Genomic DNA, 25872 nt, shown 5'->3' on the forward strand with positions numbered 1-25872 from the left:
AGCGAAAACTATTTCAGCGCGCGGTTCACGGCAGAAACCACAGCACGCAGTGACGCGGTGGTGATCGACGTCGCGATACCGACGCCCCAGACCGTGGTGGCGACCCCCGTAGGCGAGGTGACCGAGGCTTCGACGTAGGCCGCGGCCTGGGCGTCGTCGCCTGCGGACAGTGCGTGCTCGGAGTAGTCGAGGACGCTGACGTCGTAACCGATTGTCGACAGCGCGTCGACGAACGAGGCGAGTGGTCCGTTGCCGGAGCCGGAGATTTCCTGCTCGACGCCGTCGACCTTGACCGTGGCGGTGATGGTGTCGGTTCCGCCGTCGACCTCGGCGGCCTGTACCGACTGCTTGATGCGCTCGAGCGGACGGATCGGCGTCAGGTACTCCTCGGCGAAGACGTCCCACATCTCCTTGGGCGAGACCTCGCCGCCCTCACCGTCGGTGATGCGTTGGACGGCCTGGGAGAACTCGATCTGCAGGCGACGCGGCAGGTTCAGTCCGTGATCGGACTTCATGATGTACGCGACGCCGCCCTTGCCGGACTGCGAGTTGACGCGGATGACGGCCTCGTAGGTGCGTCCGACGTCCTTGGGGTCGATGGGCAGGTACGGCACCTGCCAGGTGATGTCACCGATGTCCGAACCCTGTTCGTCTGCCGTGACTTTCATGGCATCGAGGCCCTTGTTGATGGCGTCCTGATGGCTGCCGGAGAACGCGGTGTACACCAGATCTCCGCCGTAGGGGTGGCGTTCGGCGACGGGCAACTGGTTGCAGTACTCGACCGTGCGGCGAATCTCGTCGATGTTGGAGAAGTCGATCTGCGGATCGACGCCGCGGGTGAACAGATTGAGGCCGAGCGTGACGAGGCAGACGTTGCCGGTGCGCTCACCGTTGCCGAACAGGCATCCCTCGATGCGATCGGCACCGGCCTGGTAGCCCAGTTCGGCTGCGGCAACACCGGTTCCGCGGTCGTTGTGCGGGTGCAGAGACAGCACGATGCTGTCGCGGCGATCGAGGTTGCGGCTCATCCACTCGATCGAGTCGGCGTAGACGTTCGGCGTCGCCATCTCGACGGTGGCCGGCAGGTTCAGGATCAGAGGCTTCTCGGGCGTCGGATCGATGACGGCGGTGACTGCGTCGCACACCTCTTTTGCGTAGCTGAGTTCGGTGCCGGTGTAGGACTCGGGGGAGTACTCGTAGCGCCAGTCGGTATCGGGGAACTTGGCTGCTTCTTCGAGTACCTTGCGAGCACCGTCGGTCGCGATCTTCTTGATCACATCACGATCGGCCCGGAACACCACTTTGCGCTGCAGGATCGACGTCGAGTTGTAGAAGTGCACGATGACGCTGCGAGCGCCCTCGCACGCGACGAACGTGCGCTCGATCAGCTCCGGACGACACTGCGTCAGAACCTGGATGGTGACGTCGTCGGGAATCGCGCCGTCCTCGATGATCTCGCGGACGAAGTCGAAGTCGGTCTGGCTGGCGGACGGGAAGCCGACCTCGATCTGCTTGTAGCCCATGCGGACCAGCAGGTCGAACATGCGGCGCTTGCGCGCGGGACTCATCGGATCGATCAGCGCCTGGTTGCCGTCGCGCAGATCGACTGCACACCACTGTGGCGTCCGGTCGATGATCTTGTCCGGCCACGTGCGGTCGGGGAGGGTGACGGGCTCCACTTCCTCGGCGAACGGCCGATAACGGAACGTGGGCATCGAGGAGTTCTTCTGAGTGTTCCACGCTGGCTGGTCGCTGGGAGCGGGCCGCGAGGGCGGGGTGATGGTGCGAGATCCCGAGGTGAATGCGTCGGCTGGTGACATGGTCTTCGTCTCTCCGTACAGATCAGAGCAATGGTGTTCGACCGGCGCAACGAACCCCGCGACGGGAAGCCAGTCTGGTCTCAGACCCCGTCGCGGCTGTTAAGAAGGAGAGCTCGCAGCATGGGGTGAGTGTACTACCGCAGACCGACCGCCTACCCCAGGGTTCGGGAGTCGAATTTTCCGGTCACGGTGTCGTGCCTGCGTTGCCACTGATCGATGTCGTTCAGTCGTCCGACATCGTCCGCGGTCCAACACCGTGCGAGCAGTTCGTATCCGAGGTGGTCGACCTCTGCATGCCTCTCCCACATTCGATGCGCCCAGCGGCGATCGTTGTGCGCCGCTTCGGCTCCCGCGAGCGCGGCACCGACCAGTTCGAACTGGACATCTCGTCGTAGCTCCATAGTGGCTGCCGCCGAAACGTTTTCGCTTCGGAGGGCCGTCAACAATCGGTCGGTCAACTCCAGAACCCGCCGATCGGACCACAGCAGCGCGCGCCGAAAGGCGCCCGGTAACAACAACCACAGCGCCGCGAAGGCAAGGGCGACACCCACCGCGGTCTCCACCACCCGATCGACGACGATGCCGCCGAGTGGAGCGCCCGGATGCGAGATGGTCCCCATCAGTAACGCGAGTGGGGTGATGAACGTGACGGCGAGACCGTAATTGCGCGCCACACTGATCTCGATCGCGAACTGCAACACCATCAACACCACGATCACCGCGAGACCGGTCAGCGGCGAAAGATAGATCGCCGAGAACAGCACCACTCCGGCCAGCGTTCCGCCGAGCCGCTGCATGCCGCGATACGTCCCGTGCACACGATCCGGCCCCTGCTGGAGAACCAGGACGGCACCGAGGATCGCCCAATCCGGCCTGCTCAAACCCATCGCCACACTGATCCCGCCGGCACCTGCCGCCGCGCAGAACACCCGGATCGCCGTCGACGCCGCGTGCGAATCTCGATGCAACGACCGCTTCAACCGATACCCGATGCCCGGACGAGCCAGCGGCAGCTGATCTCGTGGCGATTCCACCGCGCTTTCCGGATCCGGAAGGGTGCCGGCGCGCGCCCTCGTGGCGGCCGCAAACGCGAGATGGGCATCGAACAGGGTCTGTACCAGCGCGGGGCGCGAGGTCGCGCGCGTCGACCCGGCCTCGTACACCGCGGCCCACGCCGCGTGCAGACGTGAGGCGGCGGTATGTCGATCGACGACGGACGCCGTCGGCGATGTCGTGTACTTCTCGATCGCCGCCACGGCCGCACCGACGGCCGCCCGTTCGGGACCCCTCGGGTCACGCACCACCCCGGACATCGCGACCACCAGCGCCGACGCCACCCCGATCGCCGCGCACACGGCACCGCGGGTCGCGCTGATATCGGCGGCAGGGAGGTACGACGCCACCGCGCACACCAGCACGAAGAAGAAGGCTCCGGGCGGGCCGAGTCGCAGCGCTGCCACGACGTAGACCGCGACGAGAGCGAGAACCGACAACACGGTCACCGGGATCATCTGCGCCCACCCGGTCTCGCCGAAGTCGAGGGCGAGCCGACCGGCCGTCGCGCCCAGCCACACCGAGGCCACCAGGGCGGCCCCTGCGGTCAGCACCACCCACCACCGCGATCGGTAGGGACGGCCCTCGCCGTAGATCACCGCAAAACTGCCGGAGACCACCAGTAGTGCCTCGGTGTGGAATCCGAGCAGCCACGCCAGGATCGCCGGAACACCGAACGCCAGCGCCGAACGCAGTCCACCGGGCCAGCGCCGGCCGACGGCGGGGAGCCCGAAGAGCACCTTCAGGCCTCGAGCCGGCGGTGGTGGGAGATGTTCGGGAACAGTCACTCGAACATGTTAAGGCAGGCGAGAGGCCCTAAAGTCCCAGCTCGGAGCTACCCGGCCCACTGCTCGGGGCATTCGCTCGGTAAGGTGACCCGCGGACAATCGAACGATTGTCGGCTATCCAGCGGAGGTAAAACGCGTGGCTCTCATCGTCCAGAAGTACGGTGGATCGTCGGTGGGGACCGCCGAACGTATCCGACGCGTCGCTGAACGAATCGTCGAGACCAAGAAGGCGGGCAACGACGTTGTCGTCGTCGTATCGGCGATGGGCGACACCACCGACGAACTGCTCGACCTGGCACAGCAGGTGTGCCCGGCCCCGCCCGCTCGCGAGATGGACATGCTGCTCACCTCGGGTGAACGCATCTCCAACGCACTGGTCGCGATGGCCATCCACTCGCTCGGTGCCGAGGCACGGTCGTTCACCGGTTCCCAGGCAGGCGTCGTCACCACCAGCGTGCACGGCAACGCCAAGATCATCGACGTCACCCCCGGCCGCGTCCGCAGCGCACTCGACGAGGGTTCGATCGTGCTCGTCGCCGGCTTCCAGGGCGTCAGCCAGGACAGCAAGGACGTCACGACGCTCGGTCGTGGTGGGTCCGACACCACCGCCGTCGCGCTCGCCGCGGCCCTGAACGCCGACGTCTGCGAGATCTACACCGACGTCGACGGCATCTTCACCGCAGACCCGCGCATCGTCCCCAACGCACGCCACCTCGAGACCGTCTCGTTCGAGGAGATGCTCGAAATGGCAGCCTGCGGCGCGAAGGTGCTCATGCTGCGCTGCGTCGAATATGCCCGTCGCTACAACGTTCCCGTTCACGTGCGCTCGTCGTACACCACCAAACCCGGAACGATCGTCTCCGGATCTATGGAGGACATTCCAGTGGAAGAAGCAATTCTCACCGGCGTCGCACACGATCGCAGCGAGGCGAAGGTCACCGTCGTCGGTCTGCCCGACACACCGGGCTACGCCGCCAAGGTCTTTCGCGCCGTGGCCGACTCCGAGATCAACATCGACATGGTGTTGCAGAACGTCTCCAAGATCGACACCGGCAAGACCGACATCACCTTCACCTGCCCCAAGGCCGACGGCCCGACGGCAGTGGAGAAGCTCACCAAGCTGCAGGCCGATATCGGCTTCGCGCAGGTGCTCTACGACGACCACATCGGCAAGGTCTCGCTCGTCGGTGCCGGTATGAAGAGCCACCCCGGCGTCACCGCGACGTTCTGTGAGGCCCTCGCCGACGCCGGCATCAACATCGATCTCATCAGCACCTCCGAAATCCGTATCTCGGTGCTGTGCAGCGACACTCAGCTCGACGACGCCGTGCGCGCACTGCACGCCGCCTTCGATCTCGGCGGCGACGAAGAAGCCGTCGTGCACGCAGGAACAGGACGATAGCCATGACCACAGTTGCAGTCGTAGGAGCCACCGGCCAGGTCGGTGCCGTCATGCGAACCCTGTTGGAGGAGCGCAACTTCCCCGCCGACACCGTTCGATTCTTCGCCTCCGCACGCTCGGCGGGCAAGAAGCTGCCGTTCCGCGGCGAGGAGATCATCGTCGAGGACGCGTCCACCGCGGACCTCACCGGTATCGACATCGCTCTGTTCTCGGCCGGTGCCACGCTTTCGCGTGAGCAGGCACCGCGATTCGCCGCCGCAGGTGCCACCGTCATCGACAACTCGTCGGCGTTCCGCAAGGACTCCGATGTGCCGCTGGTGGTCAGCGAGGTCAACCCCGAGGCGGCGAAGAACCCGCCCCGCGGCATCATCGCCAACCCCAACTGCACCACCATGGCCGCCATGCCGGTGCTCAAGGTGCTGCACGACGAAGCCGGCTTGCAGCGGTTGATCGTTTCGAGTTACCAGGCGGTGTCCGGTAGCGGCCTCGCCGGCGTCGACGAGCTCGCCACTCAGGCACGCGCCGTCATCGACGACGTCGAAAAACTGGTGCACGACGGTTCGTCGGTCGATTTCCCGGCCCCGAACAAGTACGTCGCGCCCATCGCTTTCAACGTCCTGCCGCTGGCCGGCGCGTTGGTCGACGACGGATCCGGCGAGACGGACGAGGACCAGAAGCTACGCAACGAATCGCGCAAGATCCTCGGACTGCCCGACCTGCTGGTCAGTGGCACCTGCGTGCGCGTTCCGGTCTTCACCGGGCACTCGCTGTCGATCAACGCCGAGTTCGCTTCACCGCTGTCAGTGGAACGCGCTCGTGAACTGCTGGCCTCCGCACCGGGTGTCTCGCTGGTCGACGTACCGACGCCGCTGGAAGCCGCAGGCAAGGACGACTCCCTCGTCGGCCGCATCCGCCAGGATCCGGGCGTCCCCGAGGGCCGCGGACTCGCGCTGTTCGTCTCGGGCGACAACCTGCGTAAGGGTGCCGCGCTCAACACTATTCAGATCGCCGAGCTCCTGGTCTGAGGTCGTGCGCGTTGTGTGTCCCCAGGGGTACGCACAACGCGCACGACGGTCAGTTCAGGCGGTGACCTTCGGCGGAGGCGTCGAAGATGTGCGCATGGGCTTCGTCGATGCGGACGTGAACGCGATCGCCCTTCTCGGGCGGGCTGCGCCAATCGGCCCGAGCGACAATGGTTTCGGTCCGGCCGTTGATGTCCGCGCGGCCGAACACGAAGGCCTCGGAACCGAGCTCTTCGACGACGTCGATCTCGAGAGCTATTCCGCTGCTCGCGATCTCGATGTGCTCGGGACGAATGCCGAACATCACCTCGGTGGCGGAACCGAGCGTCTGACGTGGGACCGGGACTACCTGATCGGCCAGGCGGACGCCGCCGTCGGTGACCGGAGCGCGGAACAGATTCATCGACGGTGAGCCCATGAACCCGGCGACGAATGCGTTGACCGGGGTTCGGTAGAGCTCACGCGGGGTGGCGCACTGTTGCAGCACACCACCTTTCAGGACGGCGACGCGATCACCCATCGTCATGGCCTCGACCTGATCGTGCGTGACGTAGACCGTCGTCGTGCCGAGTCGACGCTGCAACTGAGCGATCTGCGTCCGCGTCTGAACCCTCAGTTTGGCGTCGAGATTGGACAGCGGCTCGTCCATCAAGAACACCTGGGGCTGCCGAACGATGGCGCGCCCCATGGCAACTCGCTGCCGCTGGCCGCCGGAGAGCGCCTTGGGCTTGCGGTCGAGGTACAGCTCGAGGTCGAGTAGCTTGGCGGCCTCCTCGACGCGAGTGCGAATGTCCTCCTTGTTCGCCTTCGCCAGCTTGAGCGCGAACCCCATATTCTCGGCGACGGTCATGTGGGGGTACAGCGCGTAGTTCTGGAACACCATCGCGATATCGCGATCCTTGGGTTCGGAATTGGTGACGTCCTTGCCGCCGATGAGGATGCGTCCCGAGTTGACCTCCTCGAGCCCGGCGAGCATCCGGAGCGACGTCGACTTGCCGCACCCGGAGGGGCCGACCAGAACGAGGAACTCACCGTCCTCGATGTGCAGGTCGAGCTCGTTCACCGCGGGGGTGTCGGAGCCGGGAAAAAGCCTGGTCGTGCGCTCGAAAGAAATTGTTGCCATGACGAAATAGATCCCTCCACCGGCAGGAACGTGCCGGACGATCCGAGTGTGGGGTGACGGCGGGAGCCGACCAGCACATAGTATGGGCCCCATCACAACCAGGAGGAAGGTGGCCGGGTGAGCGGCTCCGTGTCCAGACGCACCGCCCTACGTGGGCTGGCGGCGGCCGCAGTGGCAGCCGGAGCAGCGGCGATACCCGTGGCGTCGACGACTCGTCGAGCGCTGGCCGACGACTTCTTCCGCGGGCAGAGTCCATTGCTGTTCCATTCGCCGCCGCTGACGCCGTTCCGCGACGAGCTACCGCGCTTGCCGCTGATCAGCGGAACCGAGGTGAGCCTGGACGCGCACAGCGCCACCCACGCATTCCACGCCGATCTCAGGCCCGCGCCTACGTTCGGCTACGGACAGTGCGACTACCTCGGGCCCACCATCGAATCGCAGCAGGGCCAGCCGTGGACGCTGAAGTACTCCAACACCACCGCGGGGAATCCGCTCGCCGCCGACATCGACACCTCGCTGCACGGCATGAGCGAGATGGATCGCACGATGACGCCGACGGCACTGCACCTGCACGGTGCCATCACCGAGCCGGCGAGCGACGGGCACTCCGAGATGCTGGTGCGCCCGGGTGAGTCGATGACGCACAACTTCTCGGGTCTGAACGACGCCGCCGGACTCTGGTACCACGACCACGCCATGTCGATGACGCGCATCAACGTCTACGCGGGCCTGCTCGGGATGAACCTCGTCCGTGATCGGTGGGACACCGGCACATCCGACAACGCCCTGGGTCTACCCTCGGGCGAATTCGAGTTGCCGCTGGTACTCCAGGAAAAGATCATGAACCCCGACGGCAGCATGAGTATCCGCTCCAATATCACCGTGCCGCAGGGTAAATGGGAAGGCGGCGGCACCGGAGACGTCGGTGTCGTCAACGGCAAGATCTGGCCGACGATGGAAGTCGCACGGGGTATGTACCGGCTGCGGCTCGTCAACGCCGGGTCGTACAGCGTGTGGAACCTGTTCTTCACCAACAAGTTACGATTCTGGGTCATCGGAAACGACGGCGGACTGCTCGATGCGCCGGTGGAAACCACCAGTATTCGACTCGCACCCGCCGAACGCGCCGACATTCTCGTCGACTTCGCCGCAGTCGAGTCGGGTGCTCTCGTCGAGCTCCTCAACGACGAGCCGCCGCCGGCGCAAGCCGCATCGCTCGGAGCCGTCCCGATGCCGATGTTCTGTCAGTTCCGCGTCGCGTCCGCGGCGGGGTTCCGGGGCGGCATGCCGTCGTTGCTGCGCGGGGGAAAGGGGCAGCCGGATCTGTTGCCCGCGTTGCCGACCCCCACCTTCACCCGCACCGTCACCGTGAACCAGCCCTCCGGCGGGTTGAACCTCGACATGACGCTGATGAACCTGAACAACCTGCGGTACTCCGACCCGGACATCGAGATGCCCAAGCAGGGCACCGTGGAGATGTGGAACATCGTCAACACGACGGTCGAGCCACACCCGATTCACCTGCACCTAGCACACTTTCGCACGCTTGGCCGTATTCCGATCGACCTCGCCGCGTACCAACGCGACTTCCCGCGGCCGACGTTCGGCACCAAATGGGCTCCGCCGGTGGAGAAGTTCCTCACCGGACCCTCGGTGCCGCCGGCCACCTGGGAAGCCGGGTGGAAGGACACCGTCAACACGTACCCGGGCACCGTCACCCAGATCCTCGTCCGATTCCCGACGGCCGACGAACTCGGCTTCGATCCCGACGCCACCTTCGCGGGACCGGCCGCCCACCACGGCGGTCACGATATGAGCGGTCACGACATGAGTGGTCACGACATGCCGGCTCCGGGGCCGACCGAACTGCAGGGGTACATGTGGCACTGCCACATGCTCGACCACGAGGACCACGAAATGATGCTGCGGTACCGCACCGTCGCTCCGTGACGCACATACCCGGACCCCTGCGGGGTCGGGAGCGGGGTTGCGCTCATGGTCCGGCCGGTCCACACTGACCGAGCCTGTACGGCAATCCCCGTAGGCGGCCGACATTCCTGCCTGTCGGCTGACTGCGTCAACGGAACGGACACCGTCCATGACCAGCAGCGGAACCAGATCCGGCCCGTGGGCTCTCACCACCGCCCCCGGCACCTCGGCATACACCATGTACCGCGATCCCGACCACGAGCCACCTGCCCTCGTGTGCCAGGTGGGGTCGACGACCTTGCGATACCGCATCGAGGCAATCGAAGACCTGTACGGTTGGCTCACCGAACGCGCCGACTGGGTATTACTCGGTGCTGCGGACGAAAAGAAGCCGGCTGCGCCGGACACGGTCGAAGCGTGGGGGCGTTCGCCCGACAATCCGGTCGGCGGTTGGTACGGACTCAGGAACGGATACCGCGGCCGCTTCGGAATGTACTTGCCGCCGTTGCTCGAAGAGCTCGGCCTGGCCGAGCTGACCCACAATGCGCGCAACAACAGCGTGCGTACGTTGTAAGGGGCTCGTCGAAAAAGTCTGTCGGTGGGTGGGTATAGCTTTCGTGGTGTGAAGACATGGGGGGATGTGTTCGAGCTCGGGGACCAGGAATTGGTCTCCGAGCTCGCCGACGTGACCTCTCTCGAAAATGCCCTCGCCGCAACCAGATTGACGTTGCTCGCCGACATCGACCGCCGCGGCTTGGCGATGAAACTCGGGCACTCGTCCGTCACCCGCTGGTACGCGAGGTCGGTGCGCATCACGGACGGGTCAGCAGCCCGCCAGAACGCACTGGGGTACTGGCTGTTCGATCACCCCACCGTGCTCGACGCCCTCGCCGACGGCCGGGTCCACACCGCTCACGCCGCCGCCATCGCCGAGGGATACGACGTCGTTCTGGTGGCCGACCCGACGTTGAATCAGGGCCGGCGCAACGGAATAGTCGCCGAATTGCTCGACACCGCGATGCGCAACACCGCCGGCCAAGTGACCTCCCGCGCGCAGGCTTTGGCGCATGCTGCCGCCGACGACGCCCGAGCACGACACGCGAAAGCCGAGAAACAACGACGAGAGCAGGAACAGCAGGAACAGGAACGCCACGATCAGGAGCGGCGAAAAGACGATACAGCGACCACTAGCGGCACGCCTCCCGATCCGGAACCACCTGCGCCCGAGCCTGTTCCACCGACGCCTGCACCGCGACCGGTGTCGGAGAACCTAGACCTGAACCGATTCGACCTGCAAGCTCTGGCCAACGGCCGCTTCCAGGTCGGCGGCAACATCGACCGACTCCTCGCCGAGAAGCTTCTCACCGCTCTGTCGCCGTTGACGGCACCGCGACCCGGTCCCGGCGGTGAACGCGATCCACGCAGCCCGTCGAAGCGCCGGGCCGATGCACTCGATCAGATCCTCGACCGACACCTCCGCGGCGGCACCCACGGGTCGGCGGGCGGGTCGCGGGCGTCGGTGCACCTGATCGTTCCCCTGCGGGACTTGCTCGCCCACGACGGTGACAAGCAATCCGATAGCGGTGCAACGGATTCGGGCGACACCGATTCGGTCGCGAAGAGCGCCTCGAACGGCGGCGACAGCAACGGCTCGCGTCCGGATGGAGTGGCTCGAGGGGATATCGCTGCTCGCGGCGGCCGAGCAGCTGGATGTAATGGTGCCGGGAACAAGCTTTTCCCCGAGCCGGGCGACACTGGTCCTCGCAACAAAACAGCGACGGGTGGTGATGGTGGCGGTGGTAGTAGCGCCGGGCATAGGTCTGCCTCCAGCCCAGGGAGTATGGCTGCTCGCGGCGCAGCAGCGTCCGGTGGTGATGGTGGCGATGTCGACCGTGCCGGGCGGAAGTCTGTTCCCGAGAGGGGAGGCGCTGCTGCTCGCAACAAAGCAGCAGCCGGTGGTGCTGGTGCCGGGCAGAAATCTGTGCCCAAGCCGGGCGACGCCGACTGGCCGTTCCACCTCGACTGGACCGGCCCCATCAGCCGATCCCTCGCCGAGCTCGTCACCTGCGACGCCGACCTGACCCCCGTCATCGTCGACCACCACGGCGTACCCCTCGCGCTCGGACGAACCACCAGACTCGCCAGCGACGACCAACGCATCGCCCTGACCATCCGCGACACCTGCTGCGTCATGTGCGGCCGCCCAGCCCAGTGGTGCCAAGCCCACCACATCGAATTCTGGGAACACGGCGGCCACACCGACCTGAACAACCTCGCGCTCGTCTGCGGAGAATGCCACCGCCTCGTCCACCACGGCGACTGGCAACTGATCATGGGCGACGACGGACACCCGTACGCCATCCCACCCGAATCCGTCGACCCCAGACAGCACCCCCTCCCGAGCTACCACCGACGAAAACAGCGAGCCGCCTGACTCCAGGTCGGTTGTGATCCTGCCGATCTATCGGACGGGAGGTGCAACCGTGCGGTAATGCGCCGCGATGTCGCCGGGGGTGGTGAACCAGACGCCGTCGCTGTTGTCGGTCAGGTGCTGCAGCGCTGCGCGGAACCGTCGCAGCCGGTAGGGCTGACCCGTCAGGAAGGTGTGCACGGAGACGGCGAGCACCACCGGTTGCCTCGCCGAGTTCTCCTTCAGTTCGTCGAAGCTGCCGATGATGTTGTGCTCGAACGCTTCTGCGGTCTGATGGTGATGGACGAACATCGGCAGATCGTTGATCTCGTGGGGATACGGGACGCTGAGCAGCGGGCCGCCGCGGGTTTGTAGCCACACCGGTTGGTCGTCGACGGGCCAGTCCAAGGTGTACTGGTAACCGCGCTCCGCGAGGAGGTCCTCGGTGACGCGGCTCGGATTCGCGCCGGGGCTCATCCATCCTCGGGGCGGTGTTCCCTCGTGTCGTTCGATCGTGGCGGTGACATCCTCGATGGAGCGGCGTTCGGTGTCTTCGTCTTGATCGTTCGGTTGCACCGCGTTCGTTCGGCCGTGCGCGACGACCTCGGCGTCGAGGGCTCGGAACGCCGCGGTCAGCTGCGGGGCGTGCTCGTACACCTCGGTGTTGACCAGCAATGTCGGCCGAATCCCGGACTGCTGCAGTGTCTCTGCGATCCGGAAGCCACCGACGCGATTGCCGTATTCACGCCAGCCCCAGTTGTACGTGTTGGGCTGGTCCATCGCGGGTGTGTAACCCAACCCGGGCTGCCCGTCGTCGTACGGAAAGTGCTCGCAGTTGACCGCGACGTACACCGCGAGCCGCGCCCCGCCCGGCCACTCGAACTGAGGCCGATCGACGATGGGGGAGTACTCGAAGCGGCCGTGCGAGGGGAGAGCCATGGCCGGGGTATTGCCCGCGGCGAGTCGGCACAAACTGTCGGTCAGTCGGTCTGAGTCGCGGCGTCCACCAGGTGGGCGATCTGCGGGTCCCGTGGCTCGAACACCTCGAACACTCCGATGGCTGCCAGCTGCGGTGCCAGCTCTTTCAGCGTCGCGATCAGTTCGTCGTGGGCCGCGGTTCCAGGTTCCACGTCGCGGAGCGCTTGCGCATTCGCGATGAACGCCGCCACCGTGCCTTTCCGTATCGGGTGACCGTCGAACGTGGCTCTCTCGGCTCCGTCGGGAAGTACGTCCTCGGGACGTACCGAATGGCTCGTCATGTTGATCCTTTCCGTCGAACAACGCGCTTTCTGCGCGCGAAGGCCAGTGTGCCCACGACGGCGCGACAGGGTGGTGCGACGGTCGGCGGTCGGGCTGAGCAAACGCCTGTCGGCGGTCTCGAAGGCGGATGAGCGGGGTTGTGACAAAACTTAAAGTCAGGCTGGACTGTTTGTTGTTTTGACGCTACTGTGCGAAGTGTGACTACCGACACAGAGCTCAGCGACGGCGCACCGACTCCGCGCCGCACGCAGGCGGAACGCACCGCGGGGACTCGCGCGAAGTTGCTCGATGCAGCCATCGAGTGCCTCGTCGAGTTGGGTTTCGCGAAGACCAGCACGCAGGAGATCGCGCGGCGTGCCGGTGTGTCCCGCGGAGCGCAGCTGCACCACTTCCCGACCAAGGAGACGTTGGTGACCGCTGCCGTCGAGCATCTCGTGGACCGCCGCCTCTCCGAGATTCTGGAAGCCGAGCCCGACCCGGAACGCGGACCGGAGATCCTCGTCGACGCGTTCTCGGGCCCGCTGTTCTATGCCGCACTCGAGCTGTGGGTCGCGGCCCGTACCGATCCGGCTCTGCACGAGGCAATGGTTCCGCTCGAACGACGCGTCGCCGAGGCGATTCAGAGCGGCGCTCAGATCGTCATGGGTAGCCGCATGTCCACGGAGTCCATCGAGCTCAGCGTCGAGCTGGCACGCGGGCTCGCTGTCTCTGCTCTGTTCCGTACCCCCGAAGCCGACGCGCAGCTGCGCGGACGGCTCCTCCCTGTCTGGTCCGAAAAGGTGATGGACTCGTGAATTCTTCACTGCCCCAACAACTGGACGTGCTCGTCGTCGGGGCCGGTTTCGCCGGCCTCGCCGCGGTGGCGAAGATCATCGCCGCCGATCCGAGTGCCGACGTGACCGTCATCGAGCGAGCGTCGGAGGTGGGCGGCACGTGGCGGGACAACACCTACCCCGGGTGTGCGTGCGATGTCCCGACGTCGCTGTACTCGTTCTCGTTCGCGCCGAGCCCCAAGTGGAGCCACACCTTCGCGCGCCAACCGGAGCTGTTCGACTACCTCCGCTCCGTAGTCGACCGCCTGAACCTGCGGGACCGCATCGTCACCGATTGTGAACTCCTGTCGGCCGATTGGAGCGACACGGACCAGCGGTGGACCGTGCAGACCTCCCAGGGTGCGACGAGCGCCAGAGTTCTCGTAGCGGCGACCGGCGCACTGTCGACGCCCAAGATCCCGGACGTCCCGGGCATCGACACATTCCAGGGAACTGTGTTCCACTCCGCGACGTGGAACCACGAGCACGATCTGACCGGAGAGCGCGTCGCCGTGATCGGCACCGGTGCGTCGGCGGTGCAGTTCGTGCCAGAGATAGTGGACAAAGCTCAGCGGCTCACCGTCTTTCAGCGCACACCGGCGTGGGTCATCCCGCGTCTGGACCGCACCATCGGCCGGGTCGAGCGGGCTCTGTACGAGAAGGTTCCCGCGGCCCACCGCGCGGTTCGCGGCATCATCTACGGGTACCGCGAGGCGTACGTGACCGTGCTGGCCGACAACCCGTGGATGCTGCCCGCGGTGAAGGTGTTCGCCAAAGCGAACCTGAAGCGTCAGGTCAAGAACCCGACGAAGCGGGCGGCTCTGACCCCCGACTACGCACCCGGCTGCAAACGTCTTCTGCTGTCCAACGATTGGCTGCGAACTCTGGATCGACCCGACGTCGACCTGGTGACATCGGGCCTGACGTCGGTGACCGAGAACGGCGTCGTCGACGCATCGGGTCGCAACCACGAGGTGGACACCATCATCTTCGCGACGGGGTTCACCCCCACCGAACCGCCGGTGTCACATCTGTTGCACGGCAGCGACGGCCGGACTCTCGCGCAGCACTGGGGCGGTAGCCCGCAGGCGCACCTGGGTACCACCGTCGCCGGCTTCCCGAACCTCTTCCTGATGTACGGCCCCAACACCAACCTCGGGCACAGTTCGATCGTTTACATGCTCGAATCGCAGGCCAATTACGTCGTCTCGGCGCTCAGTGAGATGCGGGACCATCGGGCAACTGCCGTCGAGGTGTCCGAATCCGCTCAGCAGCAGCACAACTCGTGGGTCGACTCGTCTCTCGACGGGACCGTCTGGAATGCCGGCGGTTGCTCGAGTTGGTACCTCGACGCCAACGGACGTAACTCGACGATGTGGCCCACGTACACATTCCGGTTCCGCAACAAGACGCGAACGTTCGACACCTCGAATTATCGACTCGTCTCCGACACCCGTGAATCAGACAAGAAGGCGGTTTCCGCATGAGCGACTACGACGTACTGATCATCGGCTCCGGTTTCGGCGGCAGCGTGGCCGCGCTGCGGGCCGTGGAGAAGGGCTACCGGGTGGCGGTGCTGGAATCCGGCCGACGGTTCGCCGATCACGAATTGCCCAAGACCAGTTGGCGTTTGCGCAAGTACCTGTGGGCTCCGGCGCTCGGCTGCTACGGCGTCCAACGTATCCACCTGTTGCCCGACGTGCTGGTGATGGCGGGTGCAGGCGTCGGCGGAGGCTCGCTCAATTACGCCAACACGCTGTATCAGCCACCGACGAAGTTCTTCGAGGATCCGCAGTGGGGTGCCATCACGGACTGGAAGCGTGAGCTGAATCCGTATTACGACCAGGCTCGTCGGATGCTCGGTGTCGAGACCAACCCGACGATCACCGCCTCGGACAAGGTCATGAAGGAGGTCGCCGAGGACATGGGCGTGGGCGACACGTTCACCTCGACTCCGGTCGGCGTCTACTTCGGTGACCGTGGCAAGACTGCACCCGACCCGTTCTTCGGTGGTGCCGGCCCCGAGCGGACCGGGTGCACCGAGTGTGGTTCGTGCATGACGGGTTGCCGCGTCGGCGCGAAGAACACCCTCGTCAAAAATTATCTCTACCTGGCCGAACGTGCAGGTGCGCACATACTTCCGCTGACGACCGTCGTGGACGTCCGCCCGAACGGCAGCGGCTACGACGTCGTGACGCGCAGGACCGGGGGCAAGCTGCGGCGCAAGGAGAAGACGATCACCGCCGATCAGGTGGTCTTCTCGGCGGGCACCTACGGAACACAGAAGCTCATGCTCGCCGCCAAGGAGAAGGGTTCGTTGCCGCGGCTGTCGAACAAGATCGGTTCGTTGGTACGTACCAACTCCGAGGCCGTGCTGGCTGCAACGGCGCGCGGACGCGAGGTGGACTACCACGAGGGAGTGGCGATCACGTCGTCGTTCCACCCGGACGATCACACGCACATCGAACCGGTGCGATACGGCAAGGGCAGCAACGCGATCGGCCTGTTGCAGACCGTTCTCAGCGACGGCGGCGGCAAGGTGCCGCGGATTCTCAAGACGCTGGGAGTGGCGCTGCGTCACCCCGGCGCGGCGGCCCGCAGCCTGTCGGTCCATCGGTGGTCCGAACGCACCGTCATCGCTCTGGTGATGCAGACCGACGACAACTCGCTCGAACTCGGATCGAAGAAGGGCCCGTTCGGCCGTCGGCTCACCAGCAGGTCCGGGGCGGGAGATCCGCCGCCGCAGTGGATTCCGCAGGGACACACGGCTATCAGGTTGCTCGCCGACAAGATCGGCGGCGATCCGGGCGGTTCGATCGCCGAGATCGTCAACATTCCGATGACCGCGCACTTCCTCGGTGGCTGCGCCATCGGTGACTCACCGAAGACCGGTGTGATCGACGGGTACCAGCGTGTCTACGGCTACGAGGGCTTGCACGTGCTCGACGGTTCTGCTGTCAGCGCCAACCTCGGCGTCAATCCGTCTTTGACCATCACCGCGCAGGCCGAGCGGGCAATGGCGTTGTGGCCCAACAAGGGTGAGCCGGACCGTAGGCCTGCCGTCGGCTCGGGTTATGTCGAGGTGGCACCGGTTCAACCGTCCAACCCGGTGGTGCCGGTGACCGCGCCGGGCGCGCTGCGCCTGCCGCTGACCGTCGTGGGGAGGGACTCCTGATGTGGAGCGTCGCCGAGTCGGAGACCGAGCGCACCGATTGGCCGGTCAGCCCCGCTGCGCCGTGGCCGGCGAACGTCCGAGCCACGATCTGGTGGCATCGCGCCCGGTCGTCGGATTTCGCGCCTGCCGGCGCGAAGACGTTGCCGATCACGATGTGCATGGTCGTCGACTACATGACGTCACCCGTCGGTCCCTACCGCGAGATACTGGCGAGCCCGGTGTTGCGCCGGGACGTCGGAAAGATCCCGCGGATGTCGGTGCCGTTCATCGCCGTCGATTCCGCGACGTCGGTGCACGGCGGCAGGACCAACTGGCATCTGCCCAAGGTGCTGGCCGAGTTCGACGGCGACGTGCTGAACAAGGCCGGGGTCAGCGGTGGGGACTGGTCGGTGCGGACCGGCTCCCGCGGCTTCGGGCCCATATTTCCGATGCGCGGATCGATCGGGTTCGCGCAGCCGGTGCCCGGCGGATCGGCTCTGGGCGTCGCGAGCTTGAAGGGGAAAGCCAGGTTGGCCCGGGTGGAGGTGGATGCGTCGGGGCCGACGCTCGATCGCTGGATGCCGTCGGGCACGTATTTCGGGTTGCAGATCGTGTCGGGTTCGATGCGGACGGGTGAGGCGCGGCTGGTGCCCTGACGGCAACCCTTTTCTTGACTTAGTACAGATTGATGGCATGCTGGTGGTCGAGCTCGAGGGTTTATGCCGCGTGAGTACGGGCATTCCCCGTGAGAATCCGGCCGCGCCCTCGGCCGCACAGATTTCGTCCGGGACAGCCCTCTCGGACTCGATACAGCCATCAGGAGGCTTCGTATGACCAAGCCGACCACCAGCAAGCCCACCACCAGCAATTCGGGAATCCCCGTAGCCAGCGACGATCAGTCGCTCACCGCCGGCGCACAGGGCCCGATCCTGTTGCACGATCACTACCTGATCGAGAAGATGGCGCAGTTCAACCGCGAGCGGGTCCCGGAGCGCGTCGTGCATGCCAAGGGCGCGGGCGCGTTCGGCGAGCTCGAGATCACCGGTGACATCAGCAAGTACACAAAGGCGAAGGCGTTGCAGCCCGGCGCGAAGACCGAGATGCTGGCACGGTTCTCCACCGTCGCCGGCGAGCAGGGTAGCCCCGACACCTGGCGTGATCCGCGCGGCTTCTCGCTGAAGTTCTACACCGAGGAAGGCAACTGGGACCTCGTCGGCAACAACACGCCGATCTTCTTCGTCAAGGATCCGATCAAGTTCCAGGACTTCATTCGCAGCCAGAAGCGCATGCCCGACTCCGGTCTGCGTGACAACAACATGCAATGGGACTTCTGGACCCTCTCGCCCGAGTCGGCGCACCAGGTCACGTGGCTCATGGGTGACCGCGGCATCCCGAAGTCGTTCCGCCACATGGACGGTTTCGGTTCGCACACCTACCAGCTCATCGCCGAGGACGGCACGAAGACCTGGGTGAAGTTCCACTTCAAGACCGATCAGGGCATCGACTTCCTGACGCAGGACAAGGCCGACGAGGTTGCGGGTACGTCACCCGACCACCACCGTCAGGATCTGTTCGGGTCCATCAAGAACGGCGACTTCCCCAGTTGGACCCTCAAGGTCCAGCTCATGCCGTACGACGAGGCGGAGAACTACAAGTACAACCCGTTCGACCTCACGAAGGTCTGGTCGCAGAAGGATTACCCGCTCATCGAGGTCGGCAAGATGACCTTGAACCGCAACCCGGAGAACTTCTTCGCGCAGATCGAGCAGAGCTCGTTCGAGCCGTCCAACACCGTGCCCGGCATCGGCTTCAGCCCCGACAAGATGCTGCTCGGCCGTGTGTTCTCCTACGCGGACGCGCATCGGTACCGCATCGGAGCGAACTACGCGCAGCTGCCGGTCAACGCCCCGAAGTCCGAGGTCAACTCGTACTCCAAGGACGGCAACATGCGGTACTCGTTCAACTCTCCGGAGACGCCCGTCTACGCGCCGAACTCCTTCGGCGGTCCGTCGGCGGACACGAACAAGTACGGCGACGACGGAGCGTGGGACTTCGAGCCTCGCTTCGTCCGCACCGGCTACATCGAGCACCCCGAGGACGGCGACTTCGTGCAAGCGGGAGCCCTGGTCCGTGAGGTCATGGACGACGCGCAGCGCGAGCGTCTGGTCGGAAACATCGTCGGACACGTCCTCAACGGCGTCAGCGAGCCGGTTCTGAGCCGGGTGTTCGAGTATTGGACCAACGTCGACCCCGAGCTCGGCAAGAAGGTCGAGGAAGGTGTTCGGTCGCAGCAGAACGAGACGGCTCCCACCACCGGTGCCGGCGCGATCGACGATCCTGCCGACGAGGCCGCCAAGGTCTGATCCGGACGTTCCTGGGATCGGCGTCACAACGACGCCGATCCCGGAACAACCGGCGCGGCGCCGCCGTTGTGCAATACAGACGGAAGCACAATGATGGCGTGCGATGCACACCGTCGCACAACGGCAGGGAGGCCACATCATGACGAACCCCATCACCAGCACCCTCGACGCAGGTCAGCAGAAGATCGCGGGCGACGCTCTGCAGGGCACCGTCGTCGACCTGATCGATCTCTCGCTCATCGCGAAGCAGGCGCACTGGAACGTGATCGGCAAGAACTTCCGGTCCGTGCACCTCGAGCTCGACGAATTGGTCACTGCTGCACGTGAATTCACCGATCAGGCGGCCGAGCGCGCCACCGCGATCGGTGTCAGCCCGGACGGCCGGGCAGCCACCGTCTCCTCGACGGCAGGAACCAAAGGCTTCGGTGCCGGGTGGACCCAGGACAGCGAAGTGGTGCCGGCCATCGTCGACAACATCGCTGCCGTCGTCGACCGGCTGCGTGGACGCGTCGCCGATACCGCGGAAGCCGACCCGGTGACGCAGGACCTGCTCATTGCCATCACTGCTCGGCTCGAGCAGCTGCACTGGATGTGGCAGGCCCAGGCCAGCTGAAACCTGAATTCGATGCGGGCCCCTCACCGGTGGTGAGGGGCCCGATTTGTTTGCGTGTACAGCCCATGGGTATTCGTACGCCCATGTCTGAAAGTGCTCCGAAGGTCGACGCGGTGTTGTTCGATATCGACGGCACGCTCGTCGATTCCAATTACGTCCATGTCGACGCGTGGTCCCGCGCGTTCCGCGATGCCGGGCACGAGGTGTCGTCGTGGCGCATTCATCGCAGTATCGGGATGGACGGGTCGAAGTTGCTGGAGGCGTTGGTCGGTTCGTCCGACAGCGCGCTCGCGCAGGAAGCGAAAACCCTGCACAGGGAGTACTACGCGGCCGCGTCGAAGACCTTGGAAATTCTGCCGGGTGCACGGGAGCTGTTGGCAGAGCTGAACACTCGCGAGGTCACCGTGGTGCTCGCGACGTCCGCTCCGGAGTCCGAGCTGTCGACGTTGCGTGATCTGCTCGAGGTCGAGGATTCGGTAGCGGTGGTGACATCCGGCGAGGACGCCGAGGTGGCAAAGCCGGAGCCCGACATCATCGGTGTTGCGCTCGAGCGCGCCGGCGTCGACGCCGAACACGCGATCATGGTGGGAGACAGCGTGTGGGACATCGAATCCGCGGGCCGGGCAGGGGTGCGGGCCATCGGCGTGCTGAGCGGCGGTATCTCACGCGCAGAGCTGCTCGACGCGGGTGCGGTGGCAGTGTTCGACGACCCGGCCGATCTGCTGGAACACCTCGCCGAGAGCCCGATCCTTGCCGACAAGGCAAGTGCTTGAGCAACTTCCGAAAGCCTTGTCCGAGGGTCGACGGGTACGTCCCCATCGAAAGTTACGGCGCGATCGGTGACGGCCGGACCGTCGCGATGATCGCCGACGACGGCCGCATCGATTGGTTCCCGGTACCCAACCTCGATTCGCCACCGCCGTTCGCCTCGCTGCTCGACGCCCCGCACGGTGGGTACATCGAACTGACGCCCAGAGACGAGTTCACCGTCGAGCGCGAATTCGTGCCCGGCACAAACGTTCTGACCACCACGTTTCGCACCGACAGCGGTACGGTCCGAATCACCGACTCGCTCAACACAGGTGTGGCCGGGCGATTGCCGTGGGTGGAGTTGGCGCGCCGCATCGACGGACTGGACGGAACAGTGGACATGACGTGGTCCGTCGCACCGGGCACGATGCTCGGTATCGCGTCGCCGTGGGCGTACGACACCGAGCACGGAACCGTCCTGCGCGTCGACGGATTGACGCTGGCAGTCCGGACTTTGGGGATCGAAGACGTGCAGCTCGCGGATCGCGACATCAGCGGCGTCTTCACCACGCGCTCGGGTTCGCGTCACGTCATCGGTGTGGTCGGAACCGAGAACGAGCCACTGCCGCTGCCGGATCCTCGACACCTCGACGAGGGCATCGACCGGACCATCGACAATTGGCGCGTCTGGTCGGACGAGTTCTCGTACGAGGGCCCGTGGGCGAAGCACGTCGCTCGTAGCGCGTTGGCATTGAAGCTGTTGCTGCACAGTCCATCCGGTGCTATCGCGGCGGCAGCGACCACGTCACTGCCCGAGAATCGCACCGGTGGCAAGAACTGGGACTACCGGTACGCCTGGGTTCGGGACGCCGCGTACACCATTCGGGCGCTGCAACGGTTCGGTCTGCGTGAGGAAATCCATGCGGCGGTCGCGTGGCTGCTGAAGGTCATTCGAGTCAACGATCCGTTGGTGAACGTGTTCTACACCCTCGGCGGCGAATTGCCGGGCGGCACAGAGCAGCCCGACGTGCCTGGCTGGCGCGGCATCGGACCGGTGGTCAACGGCAACGCCGCGGCGGACCAGCTCCAGCTCATGATCTTCGGAGACCTGTTCTCGATCATTCGGCAGTACGTGGACGCGGGCAACATCCTCGACGCACAGACCGGTCGGCTGTTGGCGACCATCGCGGACGAGGCCTGCGACTCGTGGCAGCGCAAGGATGCCGGTATCTGGGAGCTCGAGGTGGAGCAGCACTACACGAGCTCCAAGCTCGGGTGCTGGCAGGCACTGGACTGCGCGGTGCACCTGGCCGAAGCCGGGGAGATCCCGGGCATACCGGATCGGTGGAAGGCCGAGAAGGAGTGCATACGGCGGTACATCGAAACCGAGTGCTGGTCCGAGGAGCGGCAGACCTACCTCGCGTACCCGGGTGCCGACGGGCTCGACGCGTCGGTGCTGCTGGCAGCCGAAATGAACTTCGATCGCGGAGAACGCATTTCGTCCACGATCGATGCGCTCGGCGAGGAGCTCGGTGCCGGGCCGTTGATGTACCGCTACAGCGGAGTGGCCGAGGAAGAGGTCACGTTCGTGGCCTGCGCGTTCTGGCGAGTATCGGCGCTGTCGTGCGTCGGCCGAGACGACGAGGCCACGGCCCTGATGGACCAGTTGGTGGAAATGTCCAACGACGTCGGGCTGTACAGCGAGATGATCGATGCTTCGGATGGGTCGTTTCTGGGTAACTTCCCGCAGGGCTTGAGCCACCTGGCCCTGGTGAATGCGGCGTTGACAATCGCGCGTTCGCACGACGCCACAGCCTGACAACCGACCTCTAGCGCAAAGTGGGATCGAATGGATTTGGGAATCGACGGTAGAGCCGCACTGGTGACCGGAGCCGACTCCGGCATCGGGTGGCACACTGCGAAGTTGCTGCTGGCCGAGGGCGTCCGTGTGGTCGTCAGCGACAAGGACCAGAGTTCGCTGGACGAAGCCGCCGCGAAACTCGGTGCAGCGGAAGGACAGCTGTTCGCGTTCGCCGCGGACGTGACCGACACCGAGGCCGTCGAGAACCTGGCAGTGCGCACGCAGCAGGCCGTCGGCGACATCGACATTCTGGTGCAGTCCTCCGGCGTCACCGGCGCGCAGGGGCTGTTCCACGAGATCGACGAAGAAGGGTGGCGCTCCACCCTTGACATCGACCTCATGGGCCCGGTCCGCCTACTGCGCGCGTTTCTCCCCGCCCTCCGGCGCGGTGGATGGGGGCGCATCGTGCTGTTGACGTCCGAGGACGCCGTGCAGCCGTACGACGACGAATTGCCCTACTGCTCGGCCAAAGCCGGAGTTCTGGCCCTGGCCAAGGGGCTTTCGCGCAGCTACGCGTCGGAGGGCCTGCTGGTCAACGCGGTCTCCCCGGCATTCATTCATACCCCGATGACCGACGCGATGATGGACAAGCGAGCCGAGGAGAAGGGCACCGACAGAGACGGTGCCATCGAGACCTTCCTCGACGAGGAGCGCCCGTACATGGAACTGGGACGCCGCGGCGAACCCGAGGAAGTGGCCTCGGTGATCACGTTCCTGTGCTCGGATCGCGCGTCCTTCGTCAACGGATCCAACTACCGAGTCGACGCCGGTTCCGTCGCAACAATTTAGGAGAACAGCATGACCAATTTCGGATACACGTTGATGACCGAGCAGAGCGGTCCCAAAGAGCTGGTGAAGTACGCCGTCGGAGCCGAGAAGGTCGGCTTCGACTTCGAGGTCAGCAGTGACCACTACTCGCCGTGGCTCTCGTCCATGGGCCACTCTCCTTACGCGTGGACCACTTTGGGTGCGGTCGCGCAGGCCACCGAGCGCGTCGAGCTGATGACGTACGTGACGTGCCCGATCATCCGGTACCACCCGGCCGTCGTCGCCCAGAAGGCGGCGACGTTACAGATTCTGGCCGACGGACGTTTCACTCTGGGCCTGGGCAGCGGTGAGAACCTCAACGAGCACGTCGTGGGTGAAGGCTGGCCCTCCATCGACAAGCGTCAGGACATGTTCGTCGAGGCACTCGAGATCATCCGCGCACTGCACGCCGGTGGCCTGGTCACCTACGAGGGCAAGCACTTTCGCGTCGACTCCGCTCGGATCTGGGACCTGCCCGAGGGCGGCGTCCCGATCGGCATCGCCGCCGGCGGCGAGAAGGCCGTGGCGAGGTTCGCCGAGTACGGCGATCACCTCATCGCCACCGAGCCGGATGCGGATCTCGTCAAGGCGTGGTCGGACAACCACGAGGGCCCGGCGCGCTCCATCGGCCAGATCCCCATTTCGTGGGATCCGGACAAGGACGCTGCCATCGATCGCGCGCACGACCGATTCCGCTGGTTCGCCGGCGGCTGGGCCGTCAACGCGGATCTGCCGACGACGGCCGGCTTCGCCGGTGCGACGAAGTTCGTCCGGAAAGAGGATGTGGCCGACACGATCCCGTGCGGACCGGACCTGGACGCCATCGTCGAGGCCGTGAAGCCGTACTGGGAGGCCGGGTACACCGACATCGCCCTCGTGCAGGTGGGCGACGAGACCCAGGAGCGCTTCCTCGCCGAGGCGGCCGGCCCACTGTTGGAGAAGCTGCGCGCTGCGTCCAGCTGAGCATGCGCGAGAAGACCCCGATCGAGACCATCGATCGGGGTCTTGTCGTTGTGCGGCAGTGCTACCGAGCCAAGCGCGACAGGTTCTTCGAGATGCTCGACGTCAGTGCCTTGCCGACGATCGCGGCGAGACCGGGGATCGGGGCGTCGAATCCAATTGTGTAGTCGAGTTCGGTACCGCCGTCAGTGGTGGGGGTCAGCTTCTGCACACCCCAATGACCGCGTAGCGGGCCACCTTTGGTGATGCGGTACTCGATGAGGGTGTTCGGCTCGGAGACGGTTGTGGTCTCCTCGAACGCGGGGAGTGGCCCCAGCTTCAGGCTACGAGCCGATCCGACGCCGTTGCGGGAGGTGTCTCCGTCGCGCACCCGGCGGATCTTGGCCAGGAACAACGGGCCGAGGTTCTCGTGTTCGGACAGCGCTGCGAAGACGACGTCGGGAGACGAAGCGAACCGATGGGTGACATGAACGCGGGTGGGGGTCGGCATGCCTCACAGTAGCGCCGATCAGGCAAAGAAAAGGGACCCGCTCGACTGAATCGAGTGGGTCCCTTTTCGTGGTCCAACTGTCGGGGTGGCGGGATTCGAACCCACGACCTCTTCGTCCCGAACGAAGCGCGCTACCAAGCTGCGCCACACCCCGTGTACCGCTGGAGAAGTCTAACTCACGACTGCCTCAGAACGCGAAACGCCCTCGTCGGAGACGTCCTTCGGGCCCTTTCTGGGGGCAGGAGTGAGCGTGATCAGGGTTGCTTCGGGGCGGCAGCAGAAGCGGGCAGGCGCGTACGGCGAGGTCCCGAGACCGGCCGACACGTGGAGCTGCGTGTGCGCGCCCCACTTGGACGGACCCTTGACCCGGGAACGGTCGATCTCGCAGTTCGTCACCAGCGCACCGTAGAACGGCAGGCACAGCTGGCCGCCGTGGGTGTGCCCGGCGAGGACGAGGTCGTAACCGTCCTGTGCGAACTTGTCCAACACCCGGGGCTCGGGGGAGTGGGTGATGCCGAGGCGCAAATCTGCCAACGGGTTCGGCTGGCCGGCGATGGTGTCGTAGCGATCGCGCTTCAGGTGCGGATCGTCGACGCCCGCCGATGCGATCCGGACTCCGGCGACCTCGAGTTCGCGGCGGACATGCGTCACGTCGAGCCAACCGCGTTCGGAGAACGCAGCCCGCAGGTCACGCCACGGCAGCGACTCGCCCGTCGTGCGCTTGTGGTTCTTGTCGAAGTACTTGAAGGGGTTCTTCGGCTTGGGCGCGAAGTAGTCGTTGCTGCCGAACACGAACAGCCCTGGACGCGACAGCAGCGGCCCGAGAGCCTGCACGACGCTGGGAACGGCGCGTTGGTGCGACAGATTGTCGCCGGTGTTGACCACGAGGTCGGGTTCGAGGCGGTCCAGTTCGCGGAGCCAGTTCTGCTTCATCCGCTGGCCCGGCATCATGTGCAGGTCGCTGATGTGCAGTACTCGCAGCGTCGCGGAGCCGGGTTCGAGCACCGCCATCGACGTCTCACGGAGCGTGAACGCGTTGCGCTCGACGAGGGTGGCGTAGCCGATGCCCAAGGCCGCAGCACCCGCCGTCCCGATCACCGAGCTCTTGAGCGGTGCCGCTCTGACGACGTCGCGCGTGTGCTCGGCAACCGACCGCAGCTGCGTGGAAGCGCTGCGCAGTTGCGCCGAGGTTGGCAGTAACGAGGAACTGAAGTGAACGGCCACCCAATCCACGATACGGCAGCAAGCCGATATG

22 protein-coding genes and 1 tRNA gene are annotated in these 25872 nt (G+C 65.5%); 15 read left to right on the plus strand and 8 right to left on the minus strand.

The window, feature by feature from the left end:
• Positions 1-8 precede the first annotated feature (8 nt).
• Positions 9-1820 carry a 2-isopropylmalate synthase gene (gene leuA / locus AB0O58_RS06400; protein ID WP_032400330.1) on the minus strand — a complete coding sequence of 604 codons (1812 nt, stop codon included), beginning with the start codon at positions 1818-1820 and terminating at the stop codon, positions 9-11.
• Between the two features lie 152 nt (positions 1821-1972).
• On the minus strand, positions 1973-3661 hold the full coding sequence (locus AB0O58_RS06405; RefSeq protein ID WP_032400329.1) for an FUSC family protein: 1689 nt from the start codon (positions 3659-3661) through the stop codon (positions 1973-1975).
• A gap of 136 nt (positions 3662-3797) precedes the next feature.
• Between AB0O58_RS06405 and AB0O58_RS06410 the strand changes: the two genes are divergently transcribed.
• Both AB0O58_RS06410 and AB0O58_RS06415 read left to right on the plus strand, forming a co-directional pair.
• Positions 3798-5063 carry an aspartate kinase gene (locus AB0O58_RS06410; protein ID WP_027494523.1) on the plus strand — a complete coding sequence of 422 codons (1266 nt, stop codon included), beginning with the start codon at positions 3798-3800 and terminating at the stop codon, positions 5061-5063.
• Between the two features lie 2 nt (positions 5064-5065).
• Positions 5066-6088, plus strand: coding sequence for an aspartate-semialdehyde dehydrogenase (locus AB0O58_RS06415; protein ID WP_027494522.1), 1023 nt, complete (start codon positions 5066-5068; stop codon positions 6086-6088).
• A gap of 49 nt (positions 6089-6137) precedes the next feature.
• Here AB0O58_RS06415 and ugpC read toward each other — a convergent pair whose 3' ends face one another.
• The gene (gene ugpC / locus AB0O58_RS06420) at positions 6138-7208 is read right to left on the minus strand and encodes a sn-glycerol-3-phosphate ABC transporter ATP-binding protein UgpC (RefSeq protein WP_366238025.1); all 1071 of its coding nucleotides are present in this window, start codon (positions 7206-7208) and stop codon (positions 6138-6140) included.
• 117 nt (positions 7209-7325) lie between these two features.
• Here ugpC and AB0O58_RS06425 point away from each other — a divergent pair, with 117 nt between their 5' ends.
• The 3 genes from AB0O58_RS06425 (at position 7326) to AB0O58_RS06435 (ending at position 11571) form a co-directional block, all read left to right on the plus strand.
• Positions 7326-9158 carry a multicopper oxidase domain-containing protein gene (locus AB0O58_RS06425; RefSeq protein WP_032373783.1) on the plus strand — a complete coding sequence of 611 codons (1833 nt, stop codon included), beginning with the start codon at positions 7326-7328 and terminating at the stop codon, positions 9156-9158.
• Between the two features lie 148 nt (positions 9159-9306).
• On the plus strand, positions 9307-9711 hold the full coding sequence (locus AB0O58_RS06430) for a DUF6855 family protein (protein WP_032373784.1): 405 nt from the start codon (positions 9307-9309) through the stop codon (positions 9709-9711).
• A 48-nt stretch (positions 9712-9759) separates the two neighbouring features.
• Positions 9760-11571 (plus strand): DUF222 domain-containing protein, encoded by a 1812-nt coding sequence (locus AB0O58_RS06435; protein WP_366238026.1) that lies wholly within the window; start codon positions 9760-9762, stop codon positions 11569-11571.
• 27 nt (positions 11572-11598) lie between these two features.
• Here AB0O58_RS06435 and AB0O58_RS06440 read toward each other — a convergent pair whose 3' ends face one another.
• Complete coding sequence (locus AB0O58_RS06440; RefSeq protein ID WP_032400326.1) at positions 11599-12486, minus strand: polysaccharide deacetylase family protein; 888 nt, start codon at positions 12484-12486, stop codon at positions 11599-11601.
• Between the two features lie 41 nt (positions 12487-12527).
• Entirely contained in the window at positions 12528-12806 is a 279-nt protein-coding gene (locus AB0O58_RS06445; RefSeq protein WP_032400325.1) for a hypothetical protein, read from the minus strand.
• A gap of 198 nt (positions 12807-13004) precedes the next feature.
• Here AB0O58_RS06445 and AB0O58_RS06450 point away from each other — a divergent pair, with 198 nt between their 5' ends.
• The 10 genes from AB0O58_RS06450 to AB0O58_RS06495 all read left to right on the plus strand — a co-directional run bounded on the left by AB0O58_RS06450 (position 13005) and on the right by AB0O58_RS06495 (position 24130).
• Positions 13005-13601 (plus strand): TetR/AcrR family transcriptional regulator, encoded by a 597-nt coding sequence (locus tag AB0O58_RS06450; protein ID WP_032400324.1) that lies wholly within the window; start codon positions 13005-13007, stop codon positions 13599-13601.
• Positions 13598-15106, plus strand: coding sequence for an NAD(P)/FAD-dependent oxidoreductase (locus tag AB0O58_RS06455; RefSeq protein WP_032400323.1), 1509 nt, complete (start codon positions 13598-13600; stop codon positions 15104-15106). The genes AB0O58_RS06450 and AB0O58_RS06455 overlap by 4 nt, the downstream gene beginning before the upstream one ends.
• Positions 15103-16794 carry a GMC family oxidoreductase gene (locus AB0O58_RS06460; RefSeq protein ID WP_032400322.1) on the plus strand — a complete coding sequence of 564 codons (1692 nt, stop codon included), beginning with the start codon at positions 15103-15105 and terminating at the stop codon, positions 16792-16794. The genes AB0O58_RS06455 and AB0O58_RS06460 overlap by 4 nt, the downstream gene beginning before the upstream one ends.
• Positions 16794-17429, plus strand: coding sequence for a hypothetical protein (locus AB0O58_RS06465; protein WP_032400321.1), 636 nt, complete (start codon positions 16794-16796; stop codon positions 17427-17429). Before AB0O58_RS06460 ends, AB0O58_RS06465 begins: the two co-directional genes overlap by 1 nt.
• A 174-nt stretch (positions 17430-17603) precedes the next feature.
• Entirely contained in the window at positions 17604-19136 is a 1533-nt protein-coding gene (locus tag AB0O58_RS06470) for a catalase (protein ID WP_027494511.1), read from the plus strand.
• A gap of 139 nt (positions 19137-19275) precedes the next feature.
• Positions 19276-19749, plus strand: coding sequence for a DNA starvation/stationary phase protection protein (locus tag AB0O58_RS06475; RefSeq protein ID WP_027494510.1), 474 nt, complete (start codon positions 19276-19278; stop codon positions 19747-19749).
• 83 nt (positions 19750-19832) lie between these two features.
• On the plus strand, positions 19833-20522 hold the full coding sequence (locus AB0O58_RS06480; protein ID WP_032400320.1) for an HAD family hydrolase: 690 nt from the start codon (positions 19833-19835) through the stop codon (positions 20520-20522).
• Positions 20519-22318 carry a glycoside hydrolase family 15 protein gene (locus AB0O58_RS06485; RefSeq protein ID WP_032400319.1) on the plus strand — a complete coding sequence of 600 codons (1800 nt, stop codon included), beginning with the start codon at positions 20519-20521 and terminating at the stop codon, positions 22316-22318. The genes AB0O58_RS06480 and AB0O58_RS06485 overlap by 4 nt, the downstream gene beginning before the upstream one ends.
• 30 nt (positions 22319-22348) lie before the next feature.
• Complete coding sequence (locus AB0O58_RS06490) at positions 22349-23149, plus strand: SDR family oxidoreductase (protein WP_032400318.1); 801 nt, start codon at positions 22349-22351, stop codon at positions 23147-23149.
• A 9-nt stretch (positions 23150-23158) separates the two neighbouring features.
• A complete protein-coding gene (locus tag AB0O58_RS06495) occupies positions 23159-24130 on the plus strand; it encodes an LLM class F420-dependent oxidoreductase (RefSeq protein WP_027494506.1) in 972 nt (323 codons plus the stop codon).
• Between the two features lie 61 nt (positions 24131-24191).
• On the opposite strand, the gene AB0O58_RS06500 is transcribed toward AB0O58_RS06495, so the two are convergent.
• The 3 genes from AB0O58_RS06500 to AB0O58_RS06510 form a co-directional block, all read right to left on the minus strand.
• Positions 24192-24617: an SRPBCC family protein gene (locus AB0O58_RS06500; RefSeq protein ID WP_032400317.1), complete on the minus strand. Its 426-nt coding sequence runs from the start codon at positions 24615-24617 to the stop codon at positions 24192-24194.
• Positions 24618-24697: 80 nt separating this feature from the next.
• A tRNA-Pro gene (locus AB0O58_RS06505) sits at positions 24698-24771 on the minus strand.
• A 17-nt stretch (positions 24772-24788) separates the two neighbouring features.
• Complete coding sequence (locus tag AB0O58_RS06510) at positions 24789-25715, minus strand: metallophosphoesterase (protein WP_228139376.1); 927 nt, start codon at positions 25713-25715, stop codon at positions 24789-24791.
• Between the last annotated feature and the right edge of the window lie 157 nt (positions 25716-25872).

The organism is Rhodococcus sp. NPDC080181 (genome assembly GCF_040702225.1).
Taxonomy (GTDB): domain Bacteria; phylum Actinomycetota; class Actinomycetes; order Mycobacteriales; family Mycobacteriaceae; genus Rhodococcoides; species Rhodococcoides fascians.